This window comes from Rummeliibacillus sp. SL167 (genome assembly GCF_007896505.1).
Taxonomy (GTDB): Bacteria; Bacillota; Bacilli; order Bacillales_A; family Planococcaceae; genus Rummeliibacillus; species Rummeliibacillus suwonensis.
On record NZ_VCBM01000001.1, the window covers coordinates 580,014 to 601,748 of the forward strand.

The 21,735-nt window shown below is 36.6% G+C and carries 27 protein-coding genes and 2 riboswitches; of the genes, 25 read left to right on the forward strand and 2 right to left on the reverse strand.

The window, feature by feature from the left end; translation table 11 throughout:
* Positions 1–3: 3 nt before the first annotated feature.
* The 9 genes from comGC to gcvPB all read left to right on the forward strand — a co-directional run bounded on the left by comGC (position 4) and on the right by gcvPB (position 6,889).
* Positions 4–300, forward strand: coding sequence for a competence type IV pilus major pilin ComGC (gene comGC, locus FEZ13_RS02545; protein ID WP_146552728.1), 297 nt, complete (start codon positions 4–6; stop codon positions 298–300).
* On the forward strand, positions 275–745 hold the full coding sequence (gene comGD / locus FEZ13_RS02550) for a competence type IV pilus minor pilin ComGD (RefSeq protein WP_146548327.1): 471 nt from the start codon (positions 275–277) through the stop codon (positions 743–745). Before comGC ends, comGD begins: the two co-directional genes overlap by 26 nt.
* On the forward strand, positions 735–1,037 hold the full coding sequence (locus tag FEZ13_RS02555) for a hypothetical protein (protein WP_146551337.1): 303 nt from the start codon (positions 735–737) through the stop codon (positions 1,035–1,037). The genes comGD and FEZ13_RS02555 overlap by 11 nt, the downstream gene beginning before the upstream one ends.
* Positions 1,019–1,462 carry a competence type IV pilus minor pilin ComGF gene (gene comGF, locus FEZ13_RS02560; RefSeq protein ID WP_146551338.1) on the forward strand — a complete coding sequence of 148 codons (444 nt, stop codon included), beginning with the start codon at positions 1,019–1,021 and terminating at the stop codon, positions 1,460–1,462. Before FEZ13_RS02555 ends, comGF begins: the two co-directional genes overlap by 19 nt.
* On the forward strand, positions 1,440–1,667 hold the full coding sequence (locus FEZ13_RS02565; protein ID WP_146551339.1) for a hypothetical protein: 228 nt from the start codon (positions 1,440–1,442) through the stop codon (positions 1,665–1,667). Before comGF ends, FEZ13_RS02565 begins: the two co-directional genes overlap by 23 nt.
* Positions 1,668–2,050: 383 nt before the next feature.
* Entirely contained in the window at positions 2,051–2,563 is a 513-nt protein-coding gene (locus FEZ13_RS02570; RefSeq protein ID WP_146548331.1) for a shikimate kinase, read from the forward strand.
* A 146-nt stretch (positions 2,564–2,709) separates the two neighbouring features.
* Positions 2,710–2,803, forward strand: a riboswitch (glycine riboswitch).
* Positions 2,804–2,806: 3 nt separating this feature from the next.
* A riboswitch (glycine riboswitch) is annotated at positions 2,807–2,881 on the forward strand.
* Between the two features lie 61 nt (positions 2,882–2,942).
* Positions 2,943–4,043 carry a glycine cleavage system aminomethyltransferase GcvT gene (gcvT, locus tag FEZ13_RS02575; RefSeq protein WP_146551340.1) on the forward strand — a complete coding sequence of 367 codons (1,101 nt, stop codon included), beginning with the start codon at positions 2,943–2,945 and terminating at the stop codon, positions 4,041–4,043.
* Between the two features lie 25 nt (positions 4,044–4,068).
* A complete protein-coding gene (gene gcvPA / locus FEZ13_RS02580; RefSeq protein WP_146551341.1) occupies positions 4,069–5,418 on the forward strand; it encodes an aminomethyl-transferring glycine dehydrogenase subunit GcvPA in 1,350 nt (449 codons plus the stop codon).
* Positions 5,411–6,889, forward strand: coding sequence for an aminomethyl-transferring glycine dehydrogenase subunit GcvPB (gene gcvPB / locus FEZ13_RS02585; RefSeq protein WP_146551342.1), 1,479 nt, complete (start codon positions 5,411–5,413; stop codon positions 6,887–6,889). Before gcvPA ends, gcvPB begins: the two co-directional genes overlap by 8 nt.
* Before the next feature lie 705 nt (positions 6,890–7,594).
* Here the strand turns inward: gcvPB and FEZ13_RS02590 are convergent.
* Positions 7,595–7,975: a rhodanese-like domain-containing protein gene (locus FEZ13_RS02590; protein WP_146548335.1), complete on the reverse strand. Its 381-nt coding sequence runs from the start codon at positions 7,973–7,975 to the stop codon at positions 7,595–7,597.
* Positions 7,976–8,082: 107 nt separating this feature from the next.
* On the opposite strand from FEZ13_RS02590, the gene FEZ13_RS02595 reads away from it, so the two are divergent.
* The 4 genes from FEZ13_RS02595 (at position 8,083) to FEZ13_RS02610 (ending at position 12,712) form a co-directional block, all read left to right on the forward strand.
* Positions 8,083–8,916 carry a lipoate--protein ligase family protein gene (locus FEZ13_RS02595; protein ID WP_146551343.1) on the forward strand — a complete coding sequence of 278 codons (834 nt, stop codon included), beginning with the start codon at positions 8,083–8,085 and terminating at the stop codon, positions 8,914–8,916.
* A 175-nt stretch (positions 8,917–9,091) separates the two neighbouring features.
* Entirely contained in the window at positions 9,092–11,656 is a 2,565-nt protein-coding gene (locus FEZ13_RS02600) for a vitamin B12-dependent ribonucleotide reductase (RefSeq protein ID WP_146551344.1), read from the forward strand.
* A 60-nt stretch (positions 11,657–11,716) separates the two neighbouring features.
* Positions 11,717–12,307 carry an HAD-IA family hydrolase gene (locus tag FEZ13_RS02605; protein WP_146551345.1) on the forward strand — a complete coding sequence of 197 codons (591 nt, stop codon included), beginning with the start codon at positions 11,717–11,719 and terminating at the stop codon, positions 12,305–12,307.
* 57 nt (positions 12,308–12,364) lie between these two features.
* Positions 12,365–12,712, forward strand: coding sequence for a hypothetical protein (locus FEZ13_RS02610; protein ID WP_146551346.1), 348 nt, complete (start codon positions 12,365–12,367; stop codon positions 12,710–12,712).
* 18 nt (positions 12,713–12,730) lie between these two features.
* On the opposite strand, the gene FEZ13_RS02615 is transcribed toward FEZ13_RS02610, so the two are convergent.
* Positions 12,731–13,627, reverse strand: coding sequence for a DUF1385 domain-containing protein (locus FEZ13_RS02615; protein ID WP_146552729.1), 897 nt, complete (start codon positions 13,625–13,627; stop codon positions 12,731–12,733).
* Positions 13,628–14,080: 453 nt separating this feature from the next.
* Here FEZ13_RS02615 and FEZ13_RS02620 point away from each other — a divergent pair, with 453 nt between their 5' ends.
* The 12 genes from FEZ13_RS02620 to accC all read left to right on the forward strand — a co-directional run bounded on the left by FEZ13_RS02620 (position 14,081) and on the right by accC (position 21,734).
* On the forward strand, positions 14,081–14,398 hold the full coding sequence (locus tag FEZ13_RS02620; protein WP_146551347.1) for a hypothetical protein: 318 nt from the start codon (positions 14,081–14,083) through the stop codon (positions 14,396–14,398).
* Positions 14,399–14,451: 53 nt separating this feature from the next.
* Positions 14,452–14,892: a type II 3-dehydroquinate dehydratase gene (gene aroQ, locus FEZ13_RS02625; RefSeq protein ID WP_146551348.1), complete on the forward strand. Its 441-nt coding sequence runs from the start codon at positions 14,452–14,454 to the stop codon at positions 14,890–14,892.
* Positions 14,893–14,898: 6 nt separating this feature from the next.
* On the forward strand, positions 14,899–15,960 hold the full coding sequence (locus FEZ13_RS02630) for a M24 family metallopeptidase (RefSeq protein WP_146551349.1): 1,062 nt from the start codon (positions 14,899–14,901) through the stop codon (positions 15,958–15,960).
* A gap of 24 nt (positions 15,961–15,984) precedes the next feature.
* A complete protein-coding gene (efp, locus tag FEZ13_RS02635; RefSeq protein ID WP_146551350.1) occupies positions 15,985–16,542 on the forward strand; it encodes an elongation factor P in 558 nt (185 codons plus the stop codon).
* A 470-nt stretch (positions 16,543–17,012) separates the two neighbouring features.
* Complete coding sequence (locus FEZ13_RS02640; RefSeq protein WP_146548344.1) at positions 17,013–17,237, forward strand: SpoIIIAC/SpoIIIAD family protein; 225 nt, start codon at positions 17,013–17,015, stop codon at positions 17,235–17,237.
* 54 nt (positions 17,238–17,291) lie between these two features.
* Entirely contained in the window at positions 17,292–17,612 is a 321-nt protein-coding gene (locus FEZ13_RS19760) for a hypothetical protein (RefSeq protein ID WP_146548345.1), read from the forward strand.
* 6 nt (positions 17,613–17,618) lie between these two features.
* Positions 17,619–18,539, forward strand: a complete 921-nt coding sequence (locus tag FEZ13_RS02650) for a stage III sporulation protein AE (RefSeq protein WP_146551351.1) — start codon at positions 17,619–17,621, stop codon at positions 18,537–18,539.
* Complete coding sequence (locus tag FEZ13_RS19280) at positions 18,539–18,685, forward strand: hypothetical protein (protein WP_186725735.1); 147 nt, start codon at positions 18,539–18,541, stop codon at positions 18,683–18,685. The genes FEZ13_RS02650 and FEZ13_RS19280 overlap by 1 nt, the downstream gene beginning before the upstream one ends.
* 264 nt (positions 18,686–18,949) lie before the next feature.
* Positions 18,950–19,198, forward strand: a complete 249-nt coding sequence (locus FEZ13_RS02655; protein WP_146548347.1) for a hypothetical protein — start codon at positions 18,950–18,952, stop codon at positions 19,196–19,198.
* Positions 19,195–19,743: a SpoIIIAH-like family protein gene (locus FEZ13_RS02660; RefSeq protein ID WP_146548348.1), complete on the forward strand. Its 549-nt coding sequence runs from the start codon at positions 19,195–19,197 to the stop codon at positions 19,741–19,743. The genes FEZ13_RS02655 and FEZ13_RS02660 overlap by 4 nt, the downstream gene beginning before the upstream one ends.
* Positions 19,744–19,858: 115 nt before the next feature.
* Entirely contained in the window at positions 19,859–20,362 is a 504-nt protein-coding gene (gene accB, locus FEZ13_RS02665) for an acetyl-CoA carboxylase biotin carboxyl carrier protein (RefSeq protein WP_146551352.1), read from the forward strand.
* Positions 20,363–20,378: 16 nt separating this feature from the next.
* Positions 20,379–21,734, forward strand: coding sequence for an acetyl-CoA carboxylase biotin carboxylase subunit (gene accC, locus FEZ13_RS02670; RefSeq protein ID WP_146551353.1), 1,356 nt, complete (start codon positions 20,379–20,381; stop codon positions 21,732–21,734).
* Position 21,735 lies beyond the last annotated feature (1 nt).

A 21,735-nucleotide genomic window follows, 5' to 3' on the forward strand; every position in this document is an offset into this window, starting at 1 on the left:
CATATGCAAAAAGGCTTTACACTGATTGAAATGTTAATTGTTCTATTTATTATATCAATTCTCATCTTAATCTCCATTCCAAATGTAACACGGCATTTTGCAACTGTCGATGAGAAGGGATGCAATGCTTATAGCAAAATGGTGCAAGGACAGGTCGAAGCATTTAGGATTGATCAAGGGCAATATCCGACAACAATAACAGAATTAGAAAGCAAAGATTATTTAAAAACAAGTGATTCTAAAGCATGTAAAGGAAAAACAATTACGATAACTGATGGTAAAGTGGAAGTTTCAAGTTAAGCAATTCCAGATTAATCAAAAGGGTTTTACATTAATCGAAATGTTACTTGTTTTAACCATTACAATGATCACTTGTACAATGGGTATTACTGTCGGAAAGAAATATATGGATCAGCAACTAGAAAATCGTTTTATGGAGCAATTAAAAGCTGATATTGAAATGACACAAGCATTGTCGTTTCAATATCAATCACCTGCAAGCTTATATATTTACCAAAGTTTAAGAGAAATCCATATCTATTCAACGGGCTATAGTATGGAAAAACCACTATTAATACGAAAATATCCTGCAAATATAGTGTTTCAATCAGGGAATATGGATCATGTCATATTTACAGAGAACCAAACAGTTAATAGAGCAGGAACAATTGGCTTTAAAGTGAATGGGAAAAGAAAAAACCTAATCGTATATCTGGGTGAGGGAAGGGTGAAAATTGATCAATGAAAAAGGGCACTCGCTGCCAGAAACCTTATTAACATTAGTCATTATTATCCTGATATTTGGTACGTTATTGCCGTTTTTTTATCGCCTAGAGACATCACTTTATGAAAAAAAATTGAGTTTACATGCTGCAGAAGCGGCATTATATGCTGCGGGAAATATTAAAAAATTTAAAAAATACGAAGGACAGATAACAATTGATCAAGTTACGTACTCGTGGGAGGGAGACGATCAGACCATTTGTATCCGATATTTGGGTATTCAAGAAGAAGAGTTATGTGTAAACAAAGATTGAAGCATCCTCAAAAGGAGTGTGGCTTTACATTATTAGATTCGTTATTACAGCTCATCGTTTTGGTGCTTTTCGCCCAGTTTTTTCTTTTGTTCTATTCATGGTACAGTCAAAAGGATAACGGTATGTTCAATAACAATGAGTTGCAATGGGAGATATTTGTCTTTCAGCTGCAAAAAGAATTGACGCATACGAAACAATTTAGCCGTAATACAATACAAAATATTTCTTATTCGTCAGATCGGGGAACATTAAGTGTAGCAATCGGGCCAGGAGAGTTAAAAAGGGGAAAAGGATACCAGCCACTATTATTTGGGATAACAACTGTTAAATTTGAATATTCAGACTATATATTAGATGCAACGATTAATTTTGAAAACGGAAAGGGAAGGAGTCGAAAGTTTATTGTTCCAAATAATACGAGATGAGAAAGGCTTTTTACTACTTACGGCTATGATTTTCTTGTTTTTTATTACTCATATGATGATAGCGGCAAGTGCAGCCTATGACTCACATTATCGTGCGTATGATGCACTAAAGATTGCGGCAGTCGATCAAACGAAAATGGTGTTGAACTCCATAGAAGAGGATCGTGAAGATGTGAATATGGAGGATTTAGAAAATAACCATTGAATGATCCGCATGAACAGACAATAAGACCCTCAATTCAACATCAGGAAGCGGATAGGCTTATAGAGAACAACTACTTGTAATAGTTATTTGGTTCGACTAATGGAGCGGGGAAAGAGGAAATCTACTACTGTGTACTTTGTTTACCTACACCACAAGCTTATGACGATTTAACAGGCTCACCGGAAATCTACTACTGTGTACTTTGTTTACTATGCCTGATGAAATAAGGAAACATATGGTTATATGAATTGACATCGTTTTCTGATTAGCCTATATTTCTTCTCATCATTGAATGAATGATTGGAATCGACAAGTGTTCATGCTACTATTATAAAAAGTGATAATTAGTTGTAAGGCAGTCGAAAGTCTAAGAAGGTGAGAAGATGAGAAAAGTTTATCTAGTTGGCTATATGGGCAGTGGAAAAAGTGCAATCGGTAGAAGACTTAGCTATTTTTTAAGAATGCCTTACTATGATATGGACAAAGAGATCGTGAGACGGGAAAAAATGACGATCCCTGAGATTTTTGAAAAAAAAGGAGAAGCGTATTTTCGCAAGATCGAAACAGAATTTTTAAGAAATTTCCGTGATGAATTTTGCATTATCTCGACAGGCGGAGGCGTAGCGGTTAATGCAGAAAATCGGAAAATCATGCGACAAACGGGTTTAGTTTTGTTTTTAGATGCAACATTTCCTGACATATGGAAAAGAATTCATAAAGACAAAAATCGGCCCATTGTCCAACGTTCAACGAAAAAAGAATTAGAAGATTTATTTTATCAGCGTAGAAGATGTTATAAAAGTGCGGCACATATCAATATTCGTACGGAGGGGCGTTCTTTAAGACAGATTGTAGAATATGCTGCATATCAAATAACCAGATTAAAAGGCGAATAATAATTTTTGATTTATGGCACATTATTCGTTTTTAAAACATTTTTTATAAAAATATTGCAAGGCGTCTTATTCAATGTTAGGATATAGTCAGCGATCCTGTTATAGCACATTTAAATGAGAATAGTACCAAGATGATTCTTGGGCGGATGATTGTACGGGGAGAGAACGCAAATTTGCGTCGCCGAAGGAGCAAGTAGTGAATACTATGAATCTCTCAGGCAAAAAGACTCGTACGGGACGCAACTCTGGAGAGCGCTATTTCACTAGCCACCAAAGAGGCCAGCCGTAATGGTTAAACTTTCAGGTGCATGGACAGAGAAATCCTTTTAGGGGTTTCTCTGTCTTTTTTTTGAATTTAACAAATAGGGGGAAGAAGGATATGGCGACTGACTTAAAACACACACCGTTATTTGATTCATATGCAAAATATGGTGGTAAAACGATTGATTTTGGTGGATGGGATTTACCCGTGCAGTTTTCCTCTATCAAAGGTGAACATGAAGCAGTTCGCACAAAAGCGGGATTATTTGATGTTTCGCATATGGGTGAAATTTTCGTTGAAGGTTCAGAAAGTTTAGCTTATTTGCAAAAACTTGTGACCAACGATGTTTCAAAAGTAGCAATCAACCAAACCCAATATACAGCAATGTGTTACGAGAATGGAGGGGTTGTAGACGATTTAATTATTTACAGACTCGATGAAAATCGATACTTATTGGTCGTGAATGCTGCGAACATTGAAAAAGACTTTGAATGGATGCTCAGTCAATTATTTGAAGATGTAGCTATTACAAACCATTCACATGAATTTGGCCAATTAGCACTACAAGGACCTCTCGCTGAAGAAGTACTACAACAATTGACAACAGTAGATTTACATGACATTAAGCCTTTCCGTTTGAAGCAACATGTAGTGATAAATGGTTTTGATACATTGGTATCTCGTACAGGATATACAGGTGAAGATGGCTTTGAGATTTATGCTTCAAATGAGGCGACAGTAGCGTTATGGGATGAAATTTTAACAACTGGTGAAGCAAAAGGAGTTGTTCCCTGTGGCTTAGGTGCCCGTGATACTTTACGCTTTGAAGCATGTCTTCCTTTATATGGTCAAGAATTGTCAAGTTCCATTTCACCTCTTGAGGCGGGAATCAATTTTGTTGTGAAATTGAACAAAGAAGATTTCAATGGTAAAGCGGCCTTAGTTGCTCAAAAAGAAAATGGGCTGCCACGTAAAAGTATTGGCATTGAAATGATTGACAAAGGGATTCCTCGTCATGGTTATAAAATATTTAAAGAAAACGAGGAAATTGGTGAAGTGACGACAGGTACGCAATCACCTTTGACGAAACGCAATATCGGATTAGCACTGATAAAAAGTGAATTCGCAGTGGTTGGTCAAGAATTAGAAATTGAAATTCGTAATCGCCGCTTACGAGTAAAAACGGTTGAAACACCTTTTTATAAACGTCAAAAATAACCAAAAGAAGAGAGGGCTTATTGGCATGAAACATCGTTATTTACCAATGACTGAGCAAGATCAACAAGAAATGTTAAAGGTGATTGGCGTTTCATCAGTTGATGAATTATTCGCAGACATCCCAGAAAAAGTTCGATTCAAGGGTGAATATCATATCAAACCTGCTAAATCGGAATCAGCTTTATTGAAAGAACTAACACAACTAGCAAAACAAAACGCAAATAGTGACGAGTATATTTCTTTTTTAGGCGCAGGTGTTTATGATCACTACAAACCAGTAATAGTAGACCACGTTATTTCTCGTTCAGAATTTTATACGGCATATACGCCATATCAACCTGAAATTTCTCAGGGGGAATTACAGGCAATCTTTGAATTCCAAACAATGATTGCTGAGTTAACAGGGATGGATTTAGCAAACTCTTCAATGTATGATGGTGGCACAGCGCTTGCTGAAGCAGGGATGCTTGCGGCAGGGCAAACTAGACGCAAGAAAATATTAGTTTCAGAAGCTATACACCCAATTGCACAAGATGTTGTGAAAACATATGCATATGGTCAATCTATCGACATCGTAAACATTCCGTTAAAAGATGGTGTGACAGACTTAGAAGCACTAAATACGCTAATCGATAAAGAAACAGCAGCAGTAATGGTGCAATATCCTAATTTCTATGGTCAAATTGAAAACGTTCAAGCTGTTTCTGATGCAATCCATGCAGTGAAAGGCCTTTCCATTGTATCGGCCAATCCTCTAGCATTAGCTATTTTGACACCACCAGGAAAAATGGGGGCAGATATTACGGTAGGAGATGCCCAACCTTTTGGTATTCCTGAAAGTTTTGGCGGTCCTCATTGCGGCTATTTTGCAACAACTTCAAAATTAATGCGTAAAGTGCCAGGTCGACTAGTTGGTGAAACGGTGGACGAAGAAGGACGTCGTGGATATGTCCTTACTTTGCAAGCACGTGAACAACATATTCGTCGTGAAAAGGCGACTTCGAATATTTGTTCAAACCAAGCTTTAAATGCTTTAGCGGCTTCTGTAGCAATGACAGCACTCGGTAAAAAAGGCGTTCAAGAAATGGCAAAACAAAATATTTTAAAGACACATTATGCAAAAAAAGCTTTTGAAAAGGCAGGTTTTAAAGTACCTTTCCAAGGGGCTCATTTCAACGAGATTGTTGTGAAAGTAGATGGATCGGTTGAAGCTGTAAACAATACATTATTTGAAAAAGGAATTATTGGTGGCTTTGATCTAGGAAAAGTAAGTCCTGAACTTCAAGGGCATATTTTGATTGCAGTGACTGAACAACGTACAAAAGAAGAAATCGACGCACTCGTGCAAGAAATGGGGGCTCTACAACATGCATAAAGAAAACCAACCACTTGTTTTTGAATTATCAAAAGAAGGTCGTGTGGGCTATAGTTTATCAGAACTAGATGTACCTGAAGTAGAATTATCAAGTATTTTACCAACTGAGTTTATTCGACAAGAAGAAGCTGAGCTTCCAGAGCTTTCAGAATTGGATATTATGCGCCATTATACAGCGCTATCTCGTCGTAACCATGGTGTAGACTCTGGATTTTATCCACTTGGTTCTTGTACGATGAAATATAATCCCAAAATCAATGAATCTGTTGCCCGTTTCCCTGGATTCGCGAATATTCATCCATTACAAGATGAAAAAACGGTTCAAGGCGCTCTTGCATTAATGTATGATTTGCAACAACAATTGGTTGAAATCACGGGTATGGATGAAGTAACTTTACAACCTGCAGCTGGAGCTCATGGTGAATGGACAGCGCTTAGGATGATTCGTGCATTCCATGAAGCAAATGGTGATTATCAACGCACAAAAGTAATCGTTCCGGACTCAGCGCATGGTACAAATCCAGCCTCTGCTTCTGTTGCAGGATTTAATATTGTAACGGTGAAATCTGATGAAAATGGATTAGTTGATTTAGAGGATTTACGCAAAGTGGTAGGATCTGATACGGCTGCCTTGATGTTAACAAATCCAAATACTTTAGGCTTATTTGAAGAACATATTCTTGAAATTGCCGAAATCATCCATGGGGTCGGGGGAAAAGTTTACTATGATGGTGCAAATCTAAACGCTGTCATGTCGAAAGTAAGACCTGGAGATATGGGCTTTGACTGTGTGCATTTAAACTTGCATAAAACTTTTACTGGTCCTCATGGCGGTGGCGGTCCAGGTTCAGGTCCTGTCGGAGTAAAAACAGATATGATTCCATTCCTTCCTAAACCAGTGCTTGTTAAAACAGCAGATGGCTATCATTTTGATGGCGACCGTCCACAATCAATTGGTCGTGTAAAACCTTACTATGGCAACTTTGGTATCAATGTGCGTGCATACACTTATATTCGTTCTATGGGACCAGACGGTTTGAAAGCTGTTACAGAAAAAGCTGTTATCAACGCAAACTATATGATGCGCCGCTTACAACCATATTACGAGTTGCCATATGATCGTCATTGCAAGCATGAATTTGTTTTAAGTGGTAGCCGTCAGAAGAAACTAGGTGTTCGTACACTTGATATTGCCAAAAGACTGCTAGATTTTGGCTATCATCCACCAACCACTTACTTCCCATTAAATGTAGAGGAAGGATTAATGATCGAACCAACAGAAACGGAATCAAAAGAAACACTAGATGCCTTCTGTGATGCGATGATTCAAATTGCGAAAGAAGCGGAAGAAACACCTGAAATTGTGCAAGAAGCACCACATACAACAGTTATTAAACGTTTAGATGAAACGCGTGCTGCACGTCATCCCGTTTTGAGATATGTAAAACCAACTGAAACTGCAGAAATATAGTTAAGTGGTCAAGAAAAATAAATAGTATTTTCATTTTAGATAAGTTATCGGACGATTCATCTCCTACTGGTTGGTATGGATGAATCGTCTTTTTTTACTTGAATAAGAACAAATGTTCCTGTATAATCTTTTTAAGAAATCATTTATTCTGCATAAACAGTCCATAAGTTTCTACTAATAATTTTTTCCACAACAAGCAGGTGATAGAAGGAGACACAACCGCCTAAGAGCCCAATTGGTTCAACTGGCATCCAGTAGGAGAGTGAAAAAACTTCCACTGAATGAAGTTTCAATTGTATAGATTTAAAAAATCACATGAAGCATTTGGAGTTTCTTCCTATTATATTGTCCAGGAAATGAACCGGGAAATAAAATATCAATATTTGGTGCTGGATGATTTATATTTGATTCAATCCACTCAATCGTTTTAGACAATTTTATCTTCAAAAAGAGAAAGATATGACTTTCTATCTGAAAATCTTTTTAAGAATAACTAGATATGAAGTGAAGCGATACGGTTTTTATGAAAAAACATATAAAAGAGATTTCAGGATAAGCAGCTGGTGGAGAAGTTTTTATTGTTTATTCATTCACTTAGAAGAAAACGATGAATCATTTAGGAGCTATTTGTGACAATTTCTAAAAATAGTATATAAAAAAGAAGACCATTCCAAACTAGAAATGACCTTCCTATTTAGAAGAAAACTATTTAACTTTAATCTTACCATGCCAATTTTTATAGCCGCCTTCTAATTGATATAATTGATTATATCCCTTTTTCTTTAGAAATAGTGCAGCACGTGCACTACGACCAGCATTTTGACAGTAAAGGTAAACAGGTTTATCTGGGCGAAGTTCGTGGTAACGATTGCGAAGTTGGGTTGTAGGTAGGTTACGAGCACCTAAAATATGTCCGCCCTCAAATTCTTTTAATTCGCGAACATCGATTAATTGTGCTTTTCGATAGCCCTTTTTAAATTCTTCTTCATTTAAAGTAGTTACTGCTTTTTTTAAGCGAAATGCGTTTATAAGCGCGTAAATAATAATTACGCCAAGGATGATTAGTATTGTATATAACCAACTCAAGATGACTTACCCCTTTCTATCTATAAATAATATTATAAAAGAAGAACTAGCGATAGTCCAATGACTTTGATAAAATAGAAAAGCTGATATAAAAGGGAGACGATAGAATGACAAAAAAATGGTATTTTATTAATTCAGGACCATGTAGTCCCGCTTATAATATGGCCTTAGATGAAGCACTGTTGCATTGGCATAGTAAGAGCTTAATTCCCCCAGTAATTCGATTTTACGAATGGAATCCGGCAACACTATCAATAGGATATTTCCAACGAGCAAAAAAAGATATTGATTTTGATCAATTACATAAATTAAATTTAGGATTTGTGAGACGACCAACAGGTGGACGAGCAGTTTTGCATGAGCATGAACTAACATACAGTGTAATCGTTTCAGAAGAATATCCTAATATGCCTACAACGGTTACAGAAGCTTATAGAGTCATTAGTGAAGGACTGCTATTCGGTTTTCGTCATTTAGGTTTAGACGCCTATTTCTCTGTTCCTGACACAGAAGAAAAAAGGGAACTTTTGAAGAAACCAAAAAGCGCAGTTTGCTTTGATGCACCTAGTTGGTATGAACTTGTCGTAGAAGGAAAAAAAGTTGCAGGTAGTGCACAAACTAGACAAGAGGGTGTAATTTTACAGCATGGTGCCATATTAATTGATCTGGATGATGAAAAATTGATCTCTCTTTTCAAATTTCCATCAGAGGCATCAAAAGAACGAATGCGCAAACATTTACCACAAAAAGCAGTCGCAATTAATCAATTAGCCAATCATAAAATAGACATTGAAGCATGCGTCAAAGCATTCCACAAAGGATTTGAGGATGCGCTTGATATCGAATTAGTACCTTACGAATTGACACAAGAACAACAAGATTTTGTTGAGAATCTTGCAAAGGCAAAGTATGAAACAGATGAATGGAATTTCAGAAAATAATAGGTTTTTTGGCTTATTTTTTGTGAAAAAAAAACGAAGATACCTATGAATCGCGATATAACAACATTTTTCAGAAAAAGCACTATTTGCTTTTCTAATCAATATATAGTATTGTATTTAATTGTATAAATACTATATGTTGTGTTTTTCTATATAAATAGGGGAGGCGGATGGTATGGTACTTGCATCGCAGCATCATAATCAGACAATTAACATTGAACAATTAAACAAAGATATTCAACAATTTCCTCAAGTTCATCCAATCACAGAGGACATGCATTTAACACATAAAGGCGTTTCTCGACTTGTGATGATTGACCGTTATTCTTTTAAAGATACTAAAAAGAAGACGTTAAAAGTAGGGGATTTTGTTGTTTTAACAGTGAAAGCAGATCCTAAGTTCCCTGCTCGTGGGCTTGGCTATATCGTTTCAATTGATGACACTAATAAAAGAGCCAAAATATTAATAGAAGATGATTATCGCGGTGCAATTGATGATCCGCAAGAACAATCAACGGGAATTGTCACTCGCCCACTAGACGTTATTGAAAAGCCTCTTGAAGTTTTTTACGAACAAATAGCAAAACGTAATGCAAAGGGCTTAGCATCTGTCGAAAAGACGGAAGCAAAACGTAAAGAATGGTATCAAAAATTTTACCGTCAGCTTGTCAATCTAAACTTCATCCCAGCTGGACGTGTCATATATGGAGCAGGATCAGGTACAGATGTTACATATTTTAACTGCTATGTCATGCCATTTGTAGCTGATTCTCGTGAGGGAATAAGTGACCACCGTAAACAAGTCATGGAGATCATGAGTCGTGGAGGTGGTGTTGGTACAAACGGTTCAACATTAAGACCACGTAACACATTGGCAAGAGGTGTAAATGGTAAATCTTCTGGTTCCGTATCATGGCTGGATGATATAGCGAAATTGACACATCTTGTTGAACAAGGTGGATCACGTCGTGGTGCACAAATGATTATGCTCTCTTGTACTCATCCTGATATTTTTGAATTTATCATTTCTAAAATGCAAAATCCACGTATTTTACGATTTTTAATCGAAAATACAAAGGATGAAGAAATCAGTCGATTAGCAAAAGAAAAACTGAAATTTACACCTTTAACAGAGCAAGAAAAGGCAATGTATCAGGGGATCATCAATTATAAAACTATCCCTGGTTTTGGCGGATTCAATGAAGCGATTTTCAAGGACGCAGAAACAAAGTTACGAGATGGTGGTACGTATACAGTCAACAATCCAGAATTCTTAACGGGTGCTAACATTTCTGTCACATTAACAAATGAATTCATGGAAGCTGTTGAAAAGGACGAGGAATTCGATTTGCGTTTCCCAGCTGTCGAATCCTACAATGAGCAAGAAATGGCCATCTATAATGAAAAATGGCATAAATGTGGTGATGTTCGCGAATGGGAAGCAATGGGGCATGCTGTTCGTGTTTATCGTACGATCAAAGCACGGGAACTTTGGAACTTGATCAATATCTGTGCAACATACTCAGCAGAACCGGGTATTTTCTTTATCGATAATGCCAACGAAATGACGAATGCGAAAAGCTATGGTCAAAAAGTAGTTGCAACAAATCCTTGTGGGGAACAACCATTGGCACCGTACTCAGTATGTAATTTAGCTGCAGTGAACTTGGCACAATTTGCACAAAAAGATACAAAAACAGTTGATTTTGATGCATTAAAAGAAACAGTACGTGTAGGCGTCCGTATGCAAGATAATGTAATTGATGCAACACCATACTTCCTTGAAGAAAATCGTGTACAAGCATTGGGCGAACGTCGTGTAGGACTTGGGGTAATGGGACTTGCAGATTTACTTATCTACTGTGAAAAAGAATATGGCTCTAAAGAAGGCAATATTTTAGTAGATGAAATCTTTAAGACAATCGCAATCACAGCTTATGAAACTTCTATAGAATTAGCGAAGGAACGGGGCAGTTTCCCATTTTTAGTAGGGAAAACAGATGAAGAAACAAAGGCACTTCGTGAACGTTTCACAGAAACAGGCTATATGAAGAAAATGCCAGAACATGTTCGTCAAGCAGTACTCGAAAATGGTATTCGTAATTCTCATTTATTGACAGTTGCACCTACTGGTTCCACAGGGACAATGGTAGGCGTATCAACAGGTCTAGAACCATACTTCTCTTTCACTTACTATCGTAGTGGTCGTTTAGGTAAATTTATCGAAGTAAAAGCAGATATTGTGCAGGAGTTTTTAAAAACGCATCCAGAAGCAGATGAAAATAACTTACCAAAATGGTTTGTCACTGCGATGGAATTAGCTCCTGAAGCACATGCAGATGTGCAATGCATTATTCAACGCTGGGTTGATAGCTCCATATCTAAAACGGTCAACGCACCACGCGGCTATAGTGTAGAACAGGTTCAAAAAGTATATGAACGTCTTTATAACGGTGGTGCAAAAGGCGGTACGGTTTACGTTGATGGTAGTCGTGATTCTCAAGTTTTAACTTTAAAAGCAGAAGAAAATCATATGGATGAAATATTGCAAGAAGAAAAGGTGATTGAACCGCGACCAGTTGTTCTTGTAGATACCATCCAAGATTTACGCTCTACAGATGTAACAATTGGGTCAGAAGTAGGGAATACATGTCCTGTATGTCGTAAAGGAACAGTAGAAGAATTAGGTGGCTGTAACACTTGCACAAATTGCGGTGCCCAATTAAAATGTGGTTTATAAAATAGAAAAAATCCAAGTATGTGCAACATGCTTGGATTTTTTTAAATGGGAGATCGTTCAATGAACATATTATGGGACTTTGATGGCACAATTTGTAATTCATATCCGGCTTATGCAAAGCTTTTTTATGAAACAACTAAAAAAGGAGAAAGTGGTCATGAGGTATTACAACATTTAAAAATATCATTTTCGCATGCATTTGAATATTTTCAACTAACAAAGCAAGAAATCAATGCTTTTATGGAGAAAAATCATGAGCTTGATATGGCGCAATTACCACCATTTCCATATATCGAAGAGGTGTTAAAACAAGCAGATCTCAATGTGGTGATGACGCATAAAGATAGAGCAACAGTTGAAAGAGTGTTAGAAAACTATGATCTTGCTCAATACTTTACTGAAATTGTGACACCTGAGGATGGCTTTCCAAGAAAACCGGATTCAGCCTCTTATCAATATCTGCATCAAAAATATCATTTAACACTAGCGATTGGAGATCGCGAATTAGACCTAATTCCCGCAAAAAAGATTGGCGTAGCCACATGTATGTTTCAAGGGCAATGCTCATTGGCAGATTTCAGCATTCAATCGTATGCCCAATTCCATAATGCGTGGGACCGATTTATAAAAGCACAAAGTTCTCTCTATTAATACTTCTTGAAATTCTTTTCATGTTAAAATAAAAAGAACTGCAAGGAGTTGAATAACGTGTACAATAAAATTGCTGGTTTGATATTTCCAGCTTTTACAATGTTAACATTATCTGTATTAGCAATGTTTGGTCTTTTCGGTGAAGGTGATGTCAATAAATCTTTCTTTATATTGGGACTCATCATTATTTTTCCGTTAACCTTCTTAGTACAAGGGATATCGTGTGCTATGAATCATATGAATCCTTTTATCGCACTACTTGTATCGTATATTGCTTTTGTGATAGTGATTATAACATTTTTAAATAGTTCGGCATGGGTATATTCTATCTATTATTTAGTATTTTGGATTGCTGGATTTTTTGGAGCAAAAGCTATTCGCAAATGGAGAAATCGTCAAAAATAGAAAAATGCAAGGCGCTAATTAGGCGCCTTGCATTTCTTTTTGTACAGGGATTTTAGAGGGATCTTTTTCAATTTCTAATAATTTATTGAATGAGGCGATTGCAACCTCTACTTGATCGTCTTTCGGCTCTTTTGTTGTTAATAATTGTAGCCATAATCCTGGATATCCTAAAAATCGTAAAACAGGGATATTGCGGCATGCATTTGTTGCCTGTAAGACTTCAAAAGCAGCACCAAGCACAACAGGGATTAACAAAATACGATTCACAATTCGTAGCCAAAATGGATCTGTCGGTACTAGGAAATAGATGAACATTCCAACAATGACAGTGAATAATATAAAGCTACTGCCACAGCGGTAATGCAATCGAGATTGTGCTTGCACATTTTCGACAGTCAATGGAAGTCCATTTTCAAAACAGTTAATCACCTTATGCTCAGAACCGTGATATTGGAATACACGTTTAATAAGAGGTGTTAATGATACAAAATAAATATAGCCTAGTAAAAGAAGCAGCTTAAAACCACTTTCTATTAAGATTTGTGCCGTTTTACCGGGAAACCAAGTGTGAAAAAGCTGTGCTAAAAAGACAGGTATTAGCGTAAAAATAAATTTACCAAAAATAAAGGACAACACACCGATCGCAGCAACACCGAGCCACATTTCTAATTTTGAACCTTCTTCTTTTTTTTCTGTATTTTCTTCGCCAGGATTGACACCATATCTCTCACTAGCAAATTGTAAATGCTGGGAGCCGTTTGCTGCCGACTCTATTAGTGCAATAATCCCTCGCACAAAGGGAATTTTTTTTAGCTTTCGAAGTTTAGGATTTTTTTTCCTTGCTACGTAAAAGTATTCGATTGAATGGTCATTTCGACGAATGGCTGATATTGTATGTTCTTTGCTCCCCATCATGACACCTTCAACCAAAGCTTGTCCTCCATATATAGGAAGATTAGGTTGGTTTTTCACGATTGACACCGCTCTCTTTAAATATAATAAAATGAAACTTCACACAGTGGGATTTTTCTTTATACGCATTGTGTGTTAGTTGAACCATCAGACTTTTACAGGCGGTTAGCCTTCCATTTATCCTCTGCTTGTTCCTTGCGTCGGTGGGAAGGATTATTACTGCCAGTTAATGCAGGGTAAAACTGTTTTAATTGTACTAAAAAATCATAGAAAGCTCTAGGAAAAGCATATTATTATTGGAATTTGTCTATCCTTTTGACGAAGGAGGGGGACGATTTGAGATTACAAGTGTATTTTTGGACAGTTTTGTGTAGTTCTATAACATTCCTGATTTCATTAAAACTTTTAAAAGTGTTTTCATTTATAAAATATTCTCCAATAGGGTGGACGAAAAAGATGCACGTATTTGAGGATTCTGAGCCACTTGTCAAATGGTTTATGCTTTGGATCGCGGTGATTGTAATCTTTACCTTATTATTTGCTTTAGGAGAATGGCTAAAAAAAATTCGAATAGATTTTGTAGCTATTTTTTTAAGTGTTGCTATTGTGTGGCTGATTGAATGGTCTATACAAAAAACACCCTATATCCACAAATTTTCTATACCTTTAGCGGTCATTATTGCCATTCATCTTCTTTGGATATTAGAAACAGCTGTCTATCATGCAAAAGTTAGAAGTTTAGATGCTCGAAATAAGTTGCCCAATTCTATTTAGGAATGTGCTAAAATAAGAATATTATGGAATGGAAGATGAGGGGGATTTATTGGATGAAGTATTTAATCTTAAACGGACCTAATTTGAATCGCCTAGGTAAAAGAGAACCGACTATTTATGGTTCTGAGACATTACAGGATATCGAATCACAGCTAGAAAAACTTGCAGCTCAGTTTGATGCTGAGATTGAATGCAAGCAATCGAACTATGAGGGTCAGCTCATTGATTGGATTTATGAAGCTGAGGATACAGGTGTGGATGGAATTGTCTTTAATCCAGGCGCATTCACTCACACCAGTGTAGCACTAAGAGATGCAATTGCAGGTGTTGAAGTGCCAGTAGTTGAAATCCATATCTCTAATGTACATAAGCGCGAGGAATTTAGACATCACTCTTATCTTGCACCCGTTTGTGTAGGACAGATAACAGGACTTGGTACATTTGGCTATCAAGCTGCGTTACGAATGTTTTTAGAAACAAGGAGAGGGGAATAGATCACTATGGAAAAATTAGAAAAATTACGCGAAGCACTTCAAGCGCAAAATCTAGACGCTTTATTGATCACTAATGACTATAATCGTCGTTACATGACAGGATTTACTGGAACGACGGGTGTAGCGATTGTTTCACAAAATGATGCTGTGTTTATCACAGATTTTCGCTATACAGAACAAGCCAGACAGCAAGTGAAAGGTTATCGGATTGTTGAAAACAAAAGGACCATTATGGAGGAAATCGCAAATCAAGTTAAATTGATGGGCATAAAAACACTAGGTTTTGAGAAAGATACAGTAAGCTATAGCATGTTTGAAATTTATTCTAAACTAATTTCCGCAGAGCTAGTGGGTGTTTCTGGCATCATTGAAAATATTCGCTTGATAAAGACTCCAGAAGAGATTAAAATTATTAAGGTCGCATGTGACATTGTGGATGCCACTTTTGAACATATTATTCAGTTTATCCAACCAGGAAAAACGGAACTTGAAGTTTCCAATGAGATGGAATTCTTCATGAGAAAACTTGGTGCAACTTCTTCTTCCTTTGACACCATTGTTGCCTCAGGTCTGCGCTCAGCATTGCCACATGGCGTTGCAACTGATAAAATAATTGAAAAAGGTGATTTAGTCACTTTGGACTATGGTGCTTTATACAATGGCTATATCTCTGATACAACCCGTACAGTTGCTGTCGGTGAACCTACTGCTAAACTAAAAGAGATTTATCAAATTGTTTTAGATGCGCAATTACTAGGACTTGAAAAATTAAAACCTGGTATGACAGGCATTGAAGCAGATGCAGTTGCACGTGATTATATTAAGAAACATGGCTATGGAGATGCATTTGGTCATTCAACAGGTCATGGCATTGGTTTAGAAGTACATGAAGGTCCTGCATTATCAATGCGCTCAAGTGTAGTATTAGAACCGGGAATGGTCGTAACTTGTGAACCAGGAATCTATCTACCAGGTATTGGTGGCGTACGTATTGAAGATGATACGCTTATTACAGCGACTGGCAATGAAAAATTAACTCATGCCCCAAAAGAATTAATGATCTTATAATTTAATATTGGAGGATATTTAGAAATGATTTCAGTAAACGATTTTAAAACAGGTTTAACAATCCTTGTTGACGGTAACTTATTTCGTGTTATCGAGTTCCAACATGTAAAGCCAGGTAAAGGTGCTGCTTTCGTACGTTCAAAATTACGTAATTTACGTAATGGCAACGTAACAGAAAAAACTTTCCGTGCTGGTGAAAAAGTTGAAAAAGCACAAATCGATACCCGTAAAATGCAATATCTGTATGCATCAGGTGATCAATATGCATTCATGGATATGGAAACTTATGAACAAATTGAACTTTCTAAAGAACAATTAGAATATGAGCTACAATTCTTATTGGAAAACATGGAAGTATTCATCATGATGTATGAAGGTGAAATCTTGGGTATCGATCTTCCAAATACAGTTGAATTAGAAGTGACTGAAACAGAACCAGGTATTAAAGGTGATACGGCTACCGGGGGCTCTAAACCAGCGACTCTTGAAACAGGTTTAGTTGTCAACGTACCATTCTTCGTTAACCAAGGTGACAAATTAGTGATTAACACATCTGATGGTTCATACGTTTCACGTGCCTAATGAAATCTCTTTATCCCGCTTTAACGAGGAGTAAGACCCCACTGATGGAAGCTTCACTTTATCACTCATGAATAGGTAGGGAGTAAGATTTCCATCCCAATATCCCGCTACCGAGCAGAGGATAATTAAAGATCAACTGCCTATAAAAGCTAGATTGGTTCAGTGAATACACATATTGATATACATCGAAAACCTGCCATTCAATTTGACGTTGAATGGCAGTTTTTTTACTTTTGGAACAGCTCTAGATTTATGGATTAAATTAGATAATCAACACATCTGTCTTTTTTTATAAATTTTGCATGATGAAATTCCCTCCATCATATGAATAAAATATGAATAAAAAATCTCCAAATCATCCCTTCTGGAAAGTACAAATCTATTTCAAGCATTATAAATTTACTTCGTTAATATCTATAATTCCATCTCTTTCTTTTTTGCATATTTTTTAATACTGTACATAGATTGAAGTGAGAGGAGGGGCGGCTTCGGAACTTCAAGATTTGCTACGTATCGCAGGAATTGGACTTGTTTTAGGATTATTGCATATTTTCTTTGAACAAACAGGGAAAAAGGAATTTTCTTTTTTCTTAAATTTCGTTGCTTATCTCTATATAACCATAGAATTATTAAGATTTATGCGTCTCTTCTTTGATGAGATTATATCTTTTTTCCAATGGCTGATGACGTCATAGATGGTGTTTCTATTTTTTATATTGCTATCACTTTTGCTTTTGGTAGGAATACAAATGGTATCTCCAGCATTACATCGATTATTAGCCATTGTATTTTTTTTCATATTATGCAGTTATTTGATGATGCAAGTTGTCATCCCTTTTTTTCAGAGGCTTAGGACCTTCTATTTATTTGATCTACCTTATTTACCCTTAATTCTAGGAAGTTCTCTGCTTTATTTATGTTCCATTATTGTTTCACAGGTACTAGAAGATAATGATTATGGAAGTATCGCTTTAATAAGCCATCTGGCGATTAAAATATGGATCATTACACTTTGGTTGGACAAGCTAGGAGAACTTTTAAAACAATGGGAAAAGCTATTAGTACCATAGGAGGTTGTGAAAATCGAACAACTGACTACATTTTTTTTGGAACCATTTAAAGAACAAATTTTTGCATTACGTTCTTTTTTTCTATATGGGTTTTTATTTCTTTGTATCAATTGGTTGATACCATCTATGAAAGAGTGGACAAGGTTCTTCTTTTTGATTGTCGTCATCATGGTGACTATTCGTCCAGTATTCGCTGCATTCGAGAAGATGCAAAGTATAACAGATCAGCTCATGCATATCTATGTAGTATTATCGCCACTATTAACTTCATCGCTGCTTCTTGGTTCGGGACTATTTTCTGTTTTAGCGATTAGTCCCGTTTTTTTGTTGTTTTTGCAAACGATTTTAGTAGTGGTTTCAAAATTCCTGATTCCCATGTTAATCGCTACACTAGTATTCGATTTTATCACGAGAATGATCCCCGAGTTGTCTTTTGCCAAAATGTCCGATTTTTTACGGATGTCTGTTTTAAGCATTGTTTCTGCCTCTGTTGTTGTGTATGCCATGTTGCTAGCTGCAAACGGGGTGATCGTCGGTTCTTATAGCAATGATTTATCTGAACCGATAAAGAGGCTTATCCAACAGAACATTCCGATTATCGGCTCGTTGGTCACTGAGTCATTGAATACATTTAAAACGTATTCTTCGACGGCTATTGTTACAACAAGTACGGGGTTATTGATAAGTGTTTGGGGAGTAACCATCTTACCAACATTAAATATTTTAATCTTAGGTTTTAGCTATCGATTTATGTCTGCTGTGCTAGAGCCCTTTACAGATAGTAAGGTGAATGGCCTTATTGAGGATATTAGTAAAACACTTTTTATATTATGTGCTGTTTCATTTTTGATCGCTTTCGCTTACTTCTTCACCATTATGATGGTGTTACTTATGATCCAAATGCAGATTGGGAGGGGAGGAGCGTAGTGAGAGATTTCTTATTTGGTTTGTTGGTCTACAGTGTGATTGTGAAAATATTACTTTTAATCATTCCGCAAGATTATGAAGAAGAATCTACTACTCTCTTTAAAATGTTCGTGGCACTCTATTGTATTAACTATTTCTTTTTATAACTAATTTTGCATATTGGGTTTGATACATTCATAAGATGAACTAGTTGTTAATGTATTGAAGGAGGAGATGTCCTTGGAAAAGCACCAAATATCAAAAAAACACAATTTCTCATTGCCGGCATCATTATCGTATTACTTGTAGTTAGCGGTTTTTGGAGTCTTTCAAAAGGAGCGAAAGATGATGTCAATACTTCTACGAACGATCTCGAGCAGTATCAGCAACTAACATCAACTCTTAGTTCAATTGAAGGCGTTGGAAAGGTCATGATTTATTTTTATTATGATCAGCCAACAACGGAAACTAAAACGGATGATTCGTCACTAAGTCAATATTTTAGTTGGCAACAAAACGATAAAAGCAAACAGAAGGTGACGGGCGTTTTAGTCGTAGCAGAAGGAGCTGATTCCATAACGGTAAAAAATGATCTTGTTACCGTATTATCAAGTGTGCTGGAAATACCCACCCATCGTATTATTGTGCGACCAATGGAAAAAAAGGAGGATTCAACATGAAAGTAAAAAAGAAAGCGGTATGGTTTTTGACATTACTAAGTTTAGCTGCGGTTATTTCGGTATATTATCTATCTAATCCTGTGACACCGTTCAACGGACTAGCCATTTTTAGTGATAATGCACTAAAAGATACGAAAATTAGTGATCTTGCAAGCAAAACTGGAAAAACGACACCTGTAACATCAGAGAGCCATCTGTTTGAAGAAATGCGTATGGAACTGCAAAACGAACGTAGTCAATTAAAAGAAACACTCACACAGAAGATTGCATCAGCTCAATATACAGCAGAAGAAAAAAATGAGGCTTTCAATCAAATTGATGCTATTACAAAAAATGAATCAAATGAAGCTATGCTGGAAATGTTAATCGAAACTTTAGGTTATCCAGATGCGTTTGTAAAAGCTGATGACGATCAAATACGTGTTACAGTACAGGCAAATGAATTATCAAAAACAAAAGCAAATGAGATCATTTATATGGTAAAGAAAGAAATAAGTGGTTCTGGAAAAGTTGTAGTAGATTTTCAATCTGAAACAATTAACTAATATTTGTGCGAATTTTCTTGAATAATGTTTATTTTTAAATAAGTGTTTAAAAATTGTAATAAACGCGATAAAATAAAAAATGTATTATATTACACAAAAGTTAGGGGAGCAATATATGTTGAAAATTCAAGAAATTCGCGAAATTATCAAACTAGTAGATTCTTCTTCAATCGATGAATTCGTTTTTGAAGCAGATGATACAAAAGTGAAACTTAAAAAAAATGGTGCTACTACAGTCGTTACTGATGCACCAGCGCAAGTTATTAAAGCGGTTACACCAGCACCGGCAGCACCAGTTGTTGAAACTCCAAAAGCACCAGCAGCACCAGTTGCAGAAAAACCAGCAGCACCAAAAGCTGAAGTTGCAAATGATGCATCACTACACAAAATCGTTTCACCAATGGTTGGTACTTTCTACAAAGCGCCAAATCCTGAATCTCCAGCATTCGTTCAAACAGGCGATAAAGTGGGCGAAGAAACAGTCGTTTGTATCGTTGAAGCCATGAAATTATTCAATGAAATCGAAGCAGAAGTAAAAGGTGAAATCGTTGAAATTCTTGTAAATGACGGCGAATTAGTGGAATACGGTCAACCTCTATTCCTAGTAAAAGAAGACTAAGGGGGAGGCTTTCCACATGAAAAAAGTATTAATCGCAAATCGTGGTGAAATCGCGGTACGTATTATTCGCGCATGTAAAGAATTGGATATTCAATCTGTAGCTGTATATTCAGAAGCAGATAGTGATGCACTTCATGTTCAACTTGCAGATGAAGCCTATTGTATCGGTTCTAAGTTTTCTAGTGATAGCTACTTGAAAATTGATCGAATCCTTACAGTAGCTGAAAAAACAGGCTGTGATGGTATTCATCCAGGATATGGTTTCCTTGCAGAAAACGCTAGTTTCGCAGAAGCTTGTGAGGATGCAGGTATTACATTTATCGGACCAACTTCAGACGCGATTAAAATCATGGGTATCAAAGATATCGCAAAAGAAACGATGATTGCAGCGGATGTTCCAACTGTTCCGGGTTCAAAAGGTCTAGTAGCAGATGAACATGAAGCTGTTGAAGTAGCGAAAGAAATCGGTTATCCAGTTATTATCAAAGCTACTGCTGGAGGCGGCGGTAAAGGAATTCGTGTTGCACGTGATGAAGAAGATTTGATCAAAGGTGTTCAAATTACTCAAAAAGAAGCAGCTGCAGCCTTCGGAAACCCAGGGGTATATTTAGAGAAATTTATTGAAGATTTCCGTCACTGTGAAATTCAAGTGTTAGCAGATAGCTATGGCAATACCATTCACTTAGGTGAACGTGACTGTACAGTTCAACGTCGTATGCAAAAATTAGTAGAAGAAGCTCCATCTCCAGCACTATCTGAAGAACGACGTGCAGAAATGGGTGAGGCAGCCGTAAAAGCAGCAAAAGCTTGTCACTATCGTGGTGCAGGTACTGTTGAATTTATCTATGACTATAAAGAAGATAAATTCTACTTCATGGAAATGAATACACGTATCCAAGTAGAACACCCAGTAACTGAAGCAATTACAGGTATTGATTTAGTTCGTGAACAGTTGAAGATTGCATCCGGTGAGAAATTAGAGTATAAACAAGAAGATGTGAAAGTGAATGGTTGGGCGATCGAATGTCGTATCAACGCAGAAAATCCATCTAAAAACTTCATGCCATCACCAGGGAAGGTTGAAAACTACTTAGCTCCTGGCGGCAATGGTGTACGTATTGATTCAGCAATGTATCCAGGCTATGCAATTCCACCATACTATGATTCAATGGTCGCAAAACTAATTGTACATGCTGATACTCGCGCAGAAGCAATTGCTAAAATGAAACGTGCCTTAGGTGAATTTATTGTTGAAGGACCAGGAATCCATACAACAATTCCTTTCCACGAAAAACTAATGGATAATGAGGTCTTTAAATCAGGAAAATTCAATACAAAATTCCTTGAAGAAAATGACATTATGAATTCATAGT

Coding starts and splice junctions, on each gene's coding strand:
- gcvPA (WP_146551341.1), top strand. CDS start 4,069: ATGAAACATCGTTATTTACCAATGACTGAGCAAGATCAACAAGAAATG.
- FEZ13_RS02660 (WP_146548348.1), top strand. CDS start 19,195: ATGAAAGTAAAAAAGAAAGCGGTATGGTTTTTGACATTACTAAGTTTA.
- FEZ13_RS02570 (WP_146548331.1), top strand. CDS start 2,051: ATGAGAAAAGTTTATCTAGTTGGCTATATGGGCAGTGGAAAAAGTGCA.
- gcvT (WP_146551340.1), top strand. CDS start 2,943: ATGGCGACTGACTTAAAACACACACCGTTATTTGATTCATATGCAAAA.
- accB (WP_146551352.1), top strand. CDS start 19,859: ATGTTGAAAATTCAAGAAATTCGCGAAATTATCAAACTAGTAGATTCT.
- gcvPB (WP_146551342.1), top strand. CDS start 5,411: ATGCATAAAGAAAACCAACCACTTGTTTTTGAATTATCAAAAGAAGGT.
- accC (WP_146551353.1), top strand. CDS start 20,379: ATGAAAAAAGTATTAATCGCAAATCGTGGTGAAATCGCGGTACGTATT.
- FEZ13_RS02605 (WP_146551345.1), top strand. CDS start 11,717: ATGAACATATTATGGGACTTTGATGGCACAATTTGTAATTCATATCCG.
- FEZ13_RS02600 (WP_146551344.1), top strand. CDS start 9,092: ATGGTACTTGCATCGCAGCATCATAATCAGACAATTAACATTGAACAA.
- FEZ13_RS02595 (WP_146551343.1), top strand. CDS start 8,083: ATGACAAAAAAATGGTATTTTATTAATTCAGGACCATGTAGTCCCGCT.
- comGC (WP_146552728.1), top strand. CDS start 4: ATGCAAAAAGGCTTTACACTGATTGAAATGTTAATTGTTCTATTTATT.
- FEZ13_RS02620 (WP_146551347.1), top strand. CDS start 14,081: ATGCACGTATTTGAGGATTCTGAGCCACTTGTCAAATGGTTTATGCTT.
- FEZ13_RS02655 (WP_146548347.1), top strand. CDS start 18,950: ATGATTTATTTTTATTATGATCAGCCAACAACGGAAACTAAAACGGAT.
- FEZ13_RS02615 (WP_146552729.1), bottom strand. CDS start 13,627: ATGATGGGGAGCAAAGAACATACAATATCAGCCATTCGTCGAAATGAC.
- efp (WP_146551350.1), top strand. CDS start 15,985: ATGATTTCAGTAAACGATTTTAAAACAGGTTTAACAATCCTTGTTGAC.
- FEZ13_RS19760 (WP_146548345.1), top strand. CDS start 17,292: ATGGTATCTCCAGCATTACATCGATTATTAGCCATTGTATTTTTTTTC.
- comGD (WP_146548327.1), top strand. CDS start 275: ATGGTAAAGTGGAAGTTTCAAGTTAAGCAATTCCAGATTAATCAAAAG.
- comGF (WP_146551338.1), top strand. CDS start 1,019: ATGTGTAAACAAAGATTGAAGCATCCTCAAAAGGAGTGTGGCTTTACA.
- aroQ (WP_146551348.1), top strand. CDS start 14,452: ATGAAGTATTTAATCTTAAACGGACCTAATTTGAATCGCCTAGGTAAA.
- FEZ13_RS02630 (WP_146551349.1), top strand. CDS start 14,899: ATGGAAAAATTAGAAAAATTACGCGAAGCACTTCAAGCGCAAAATCTA.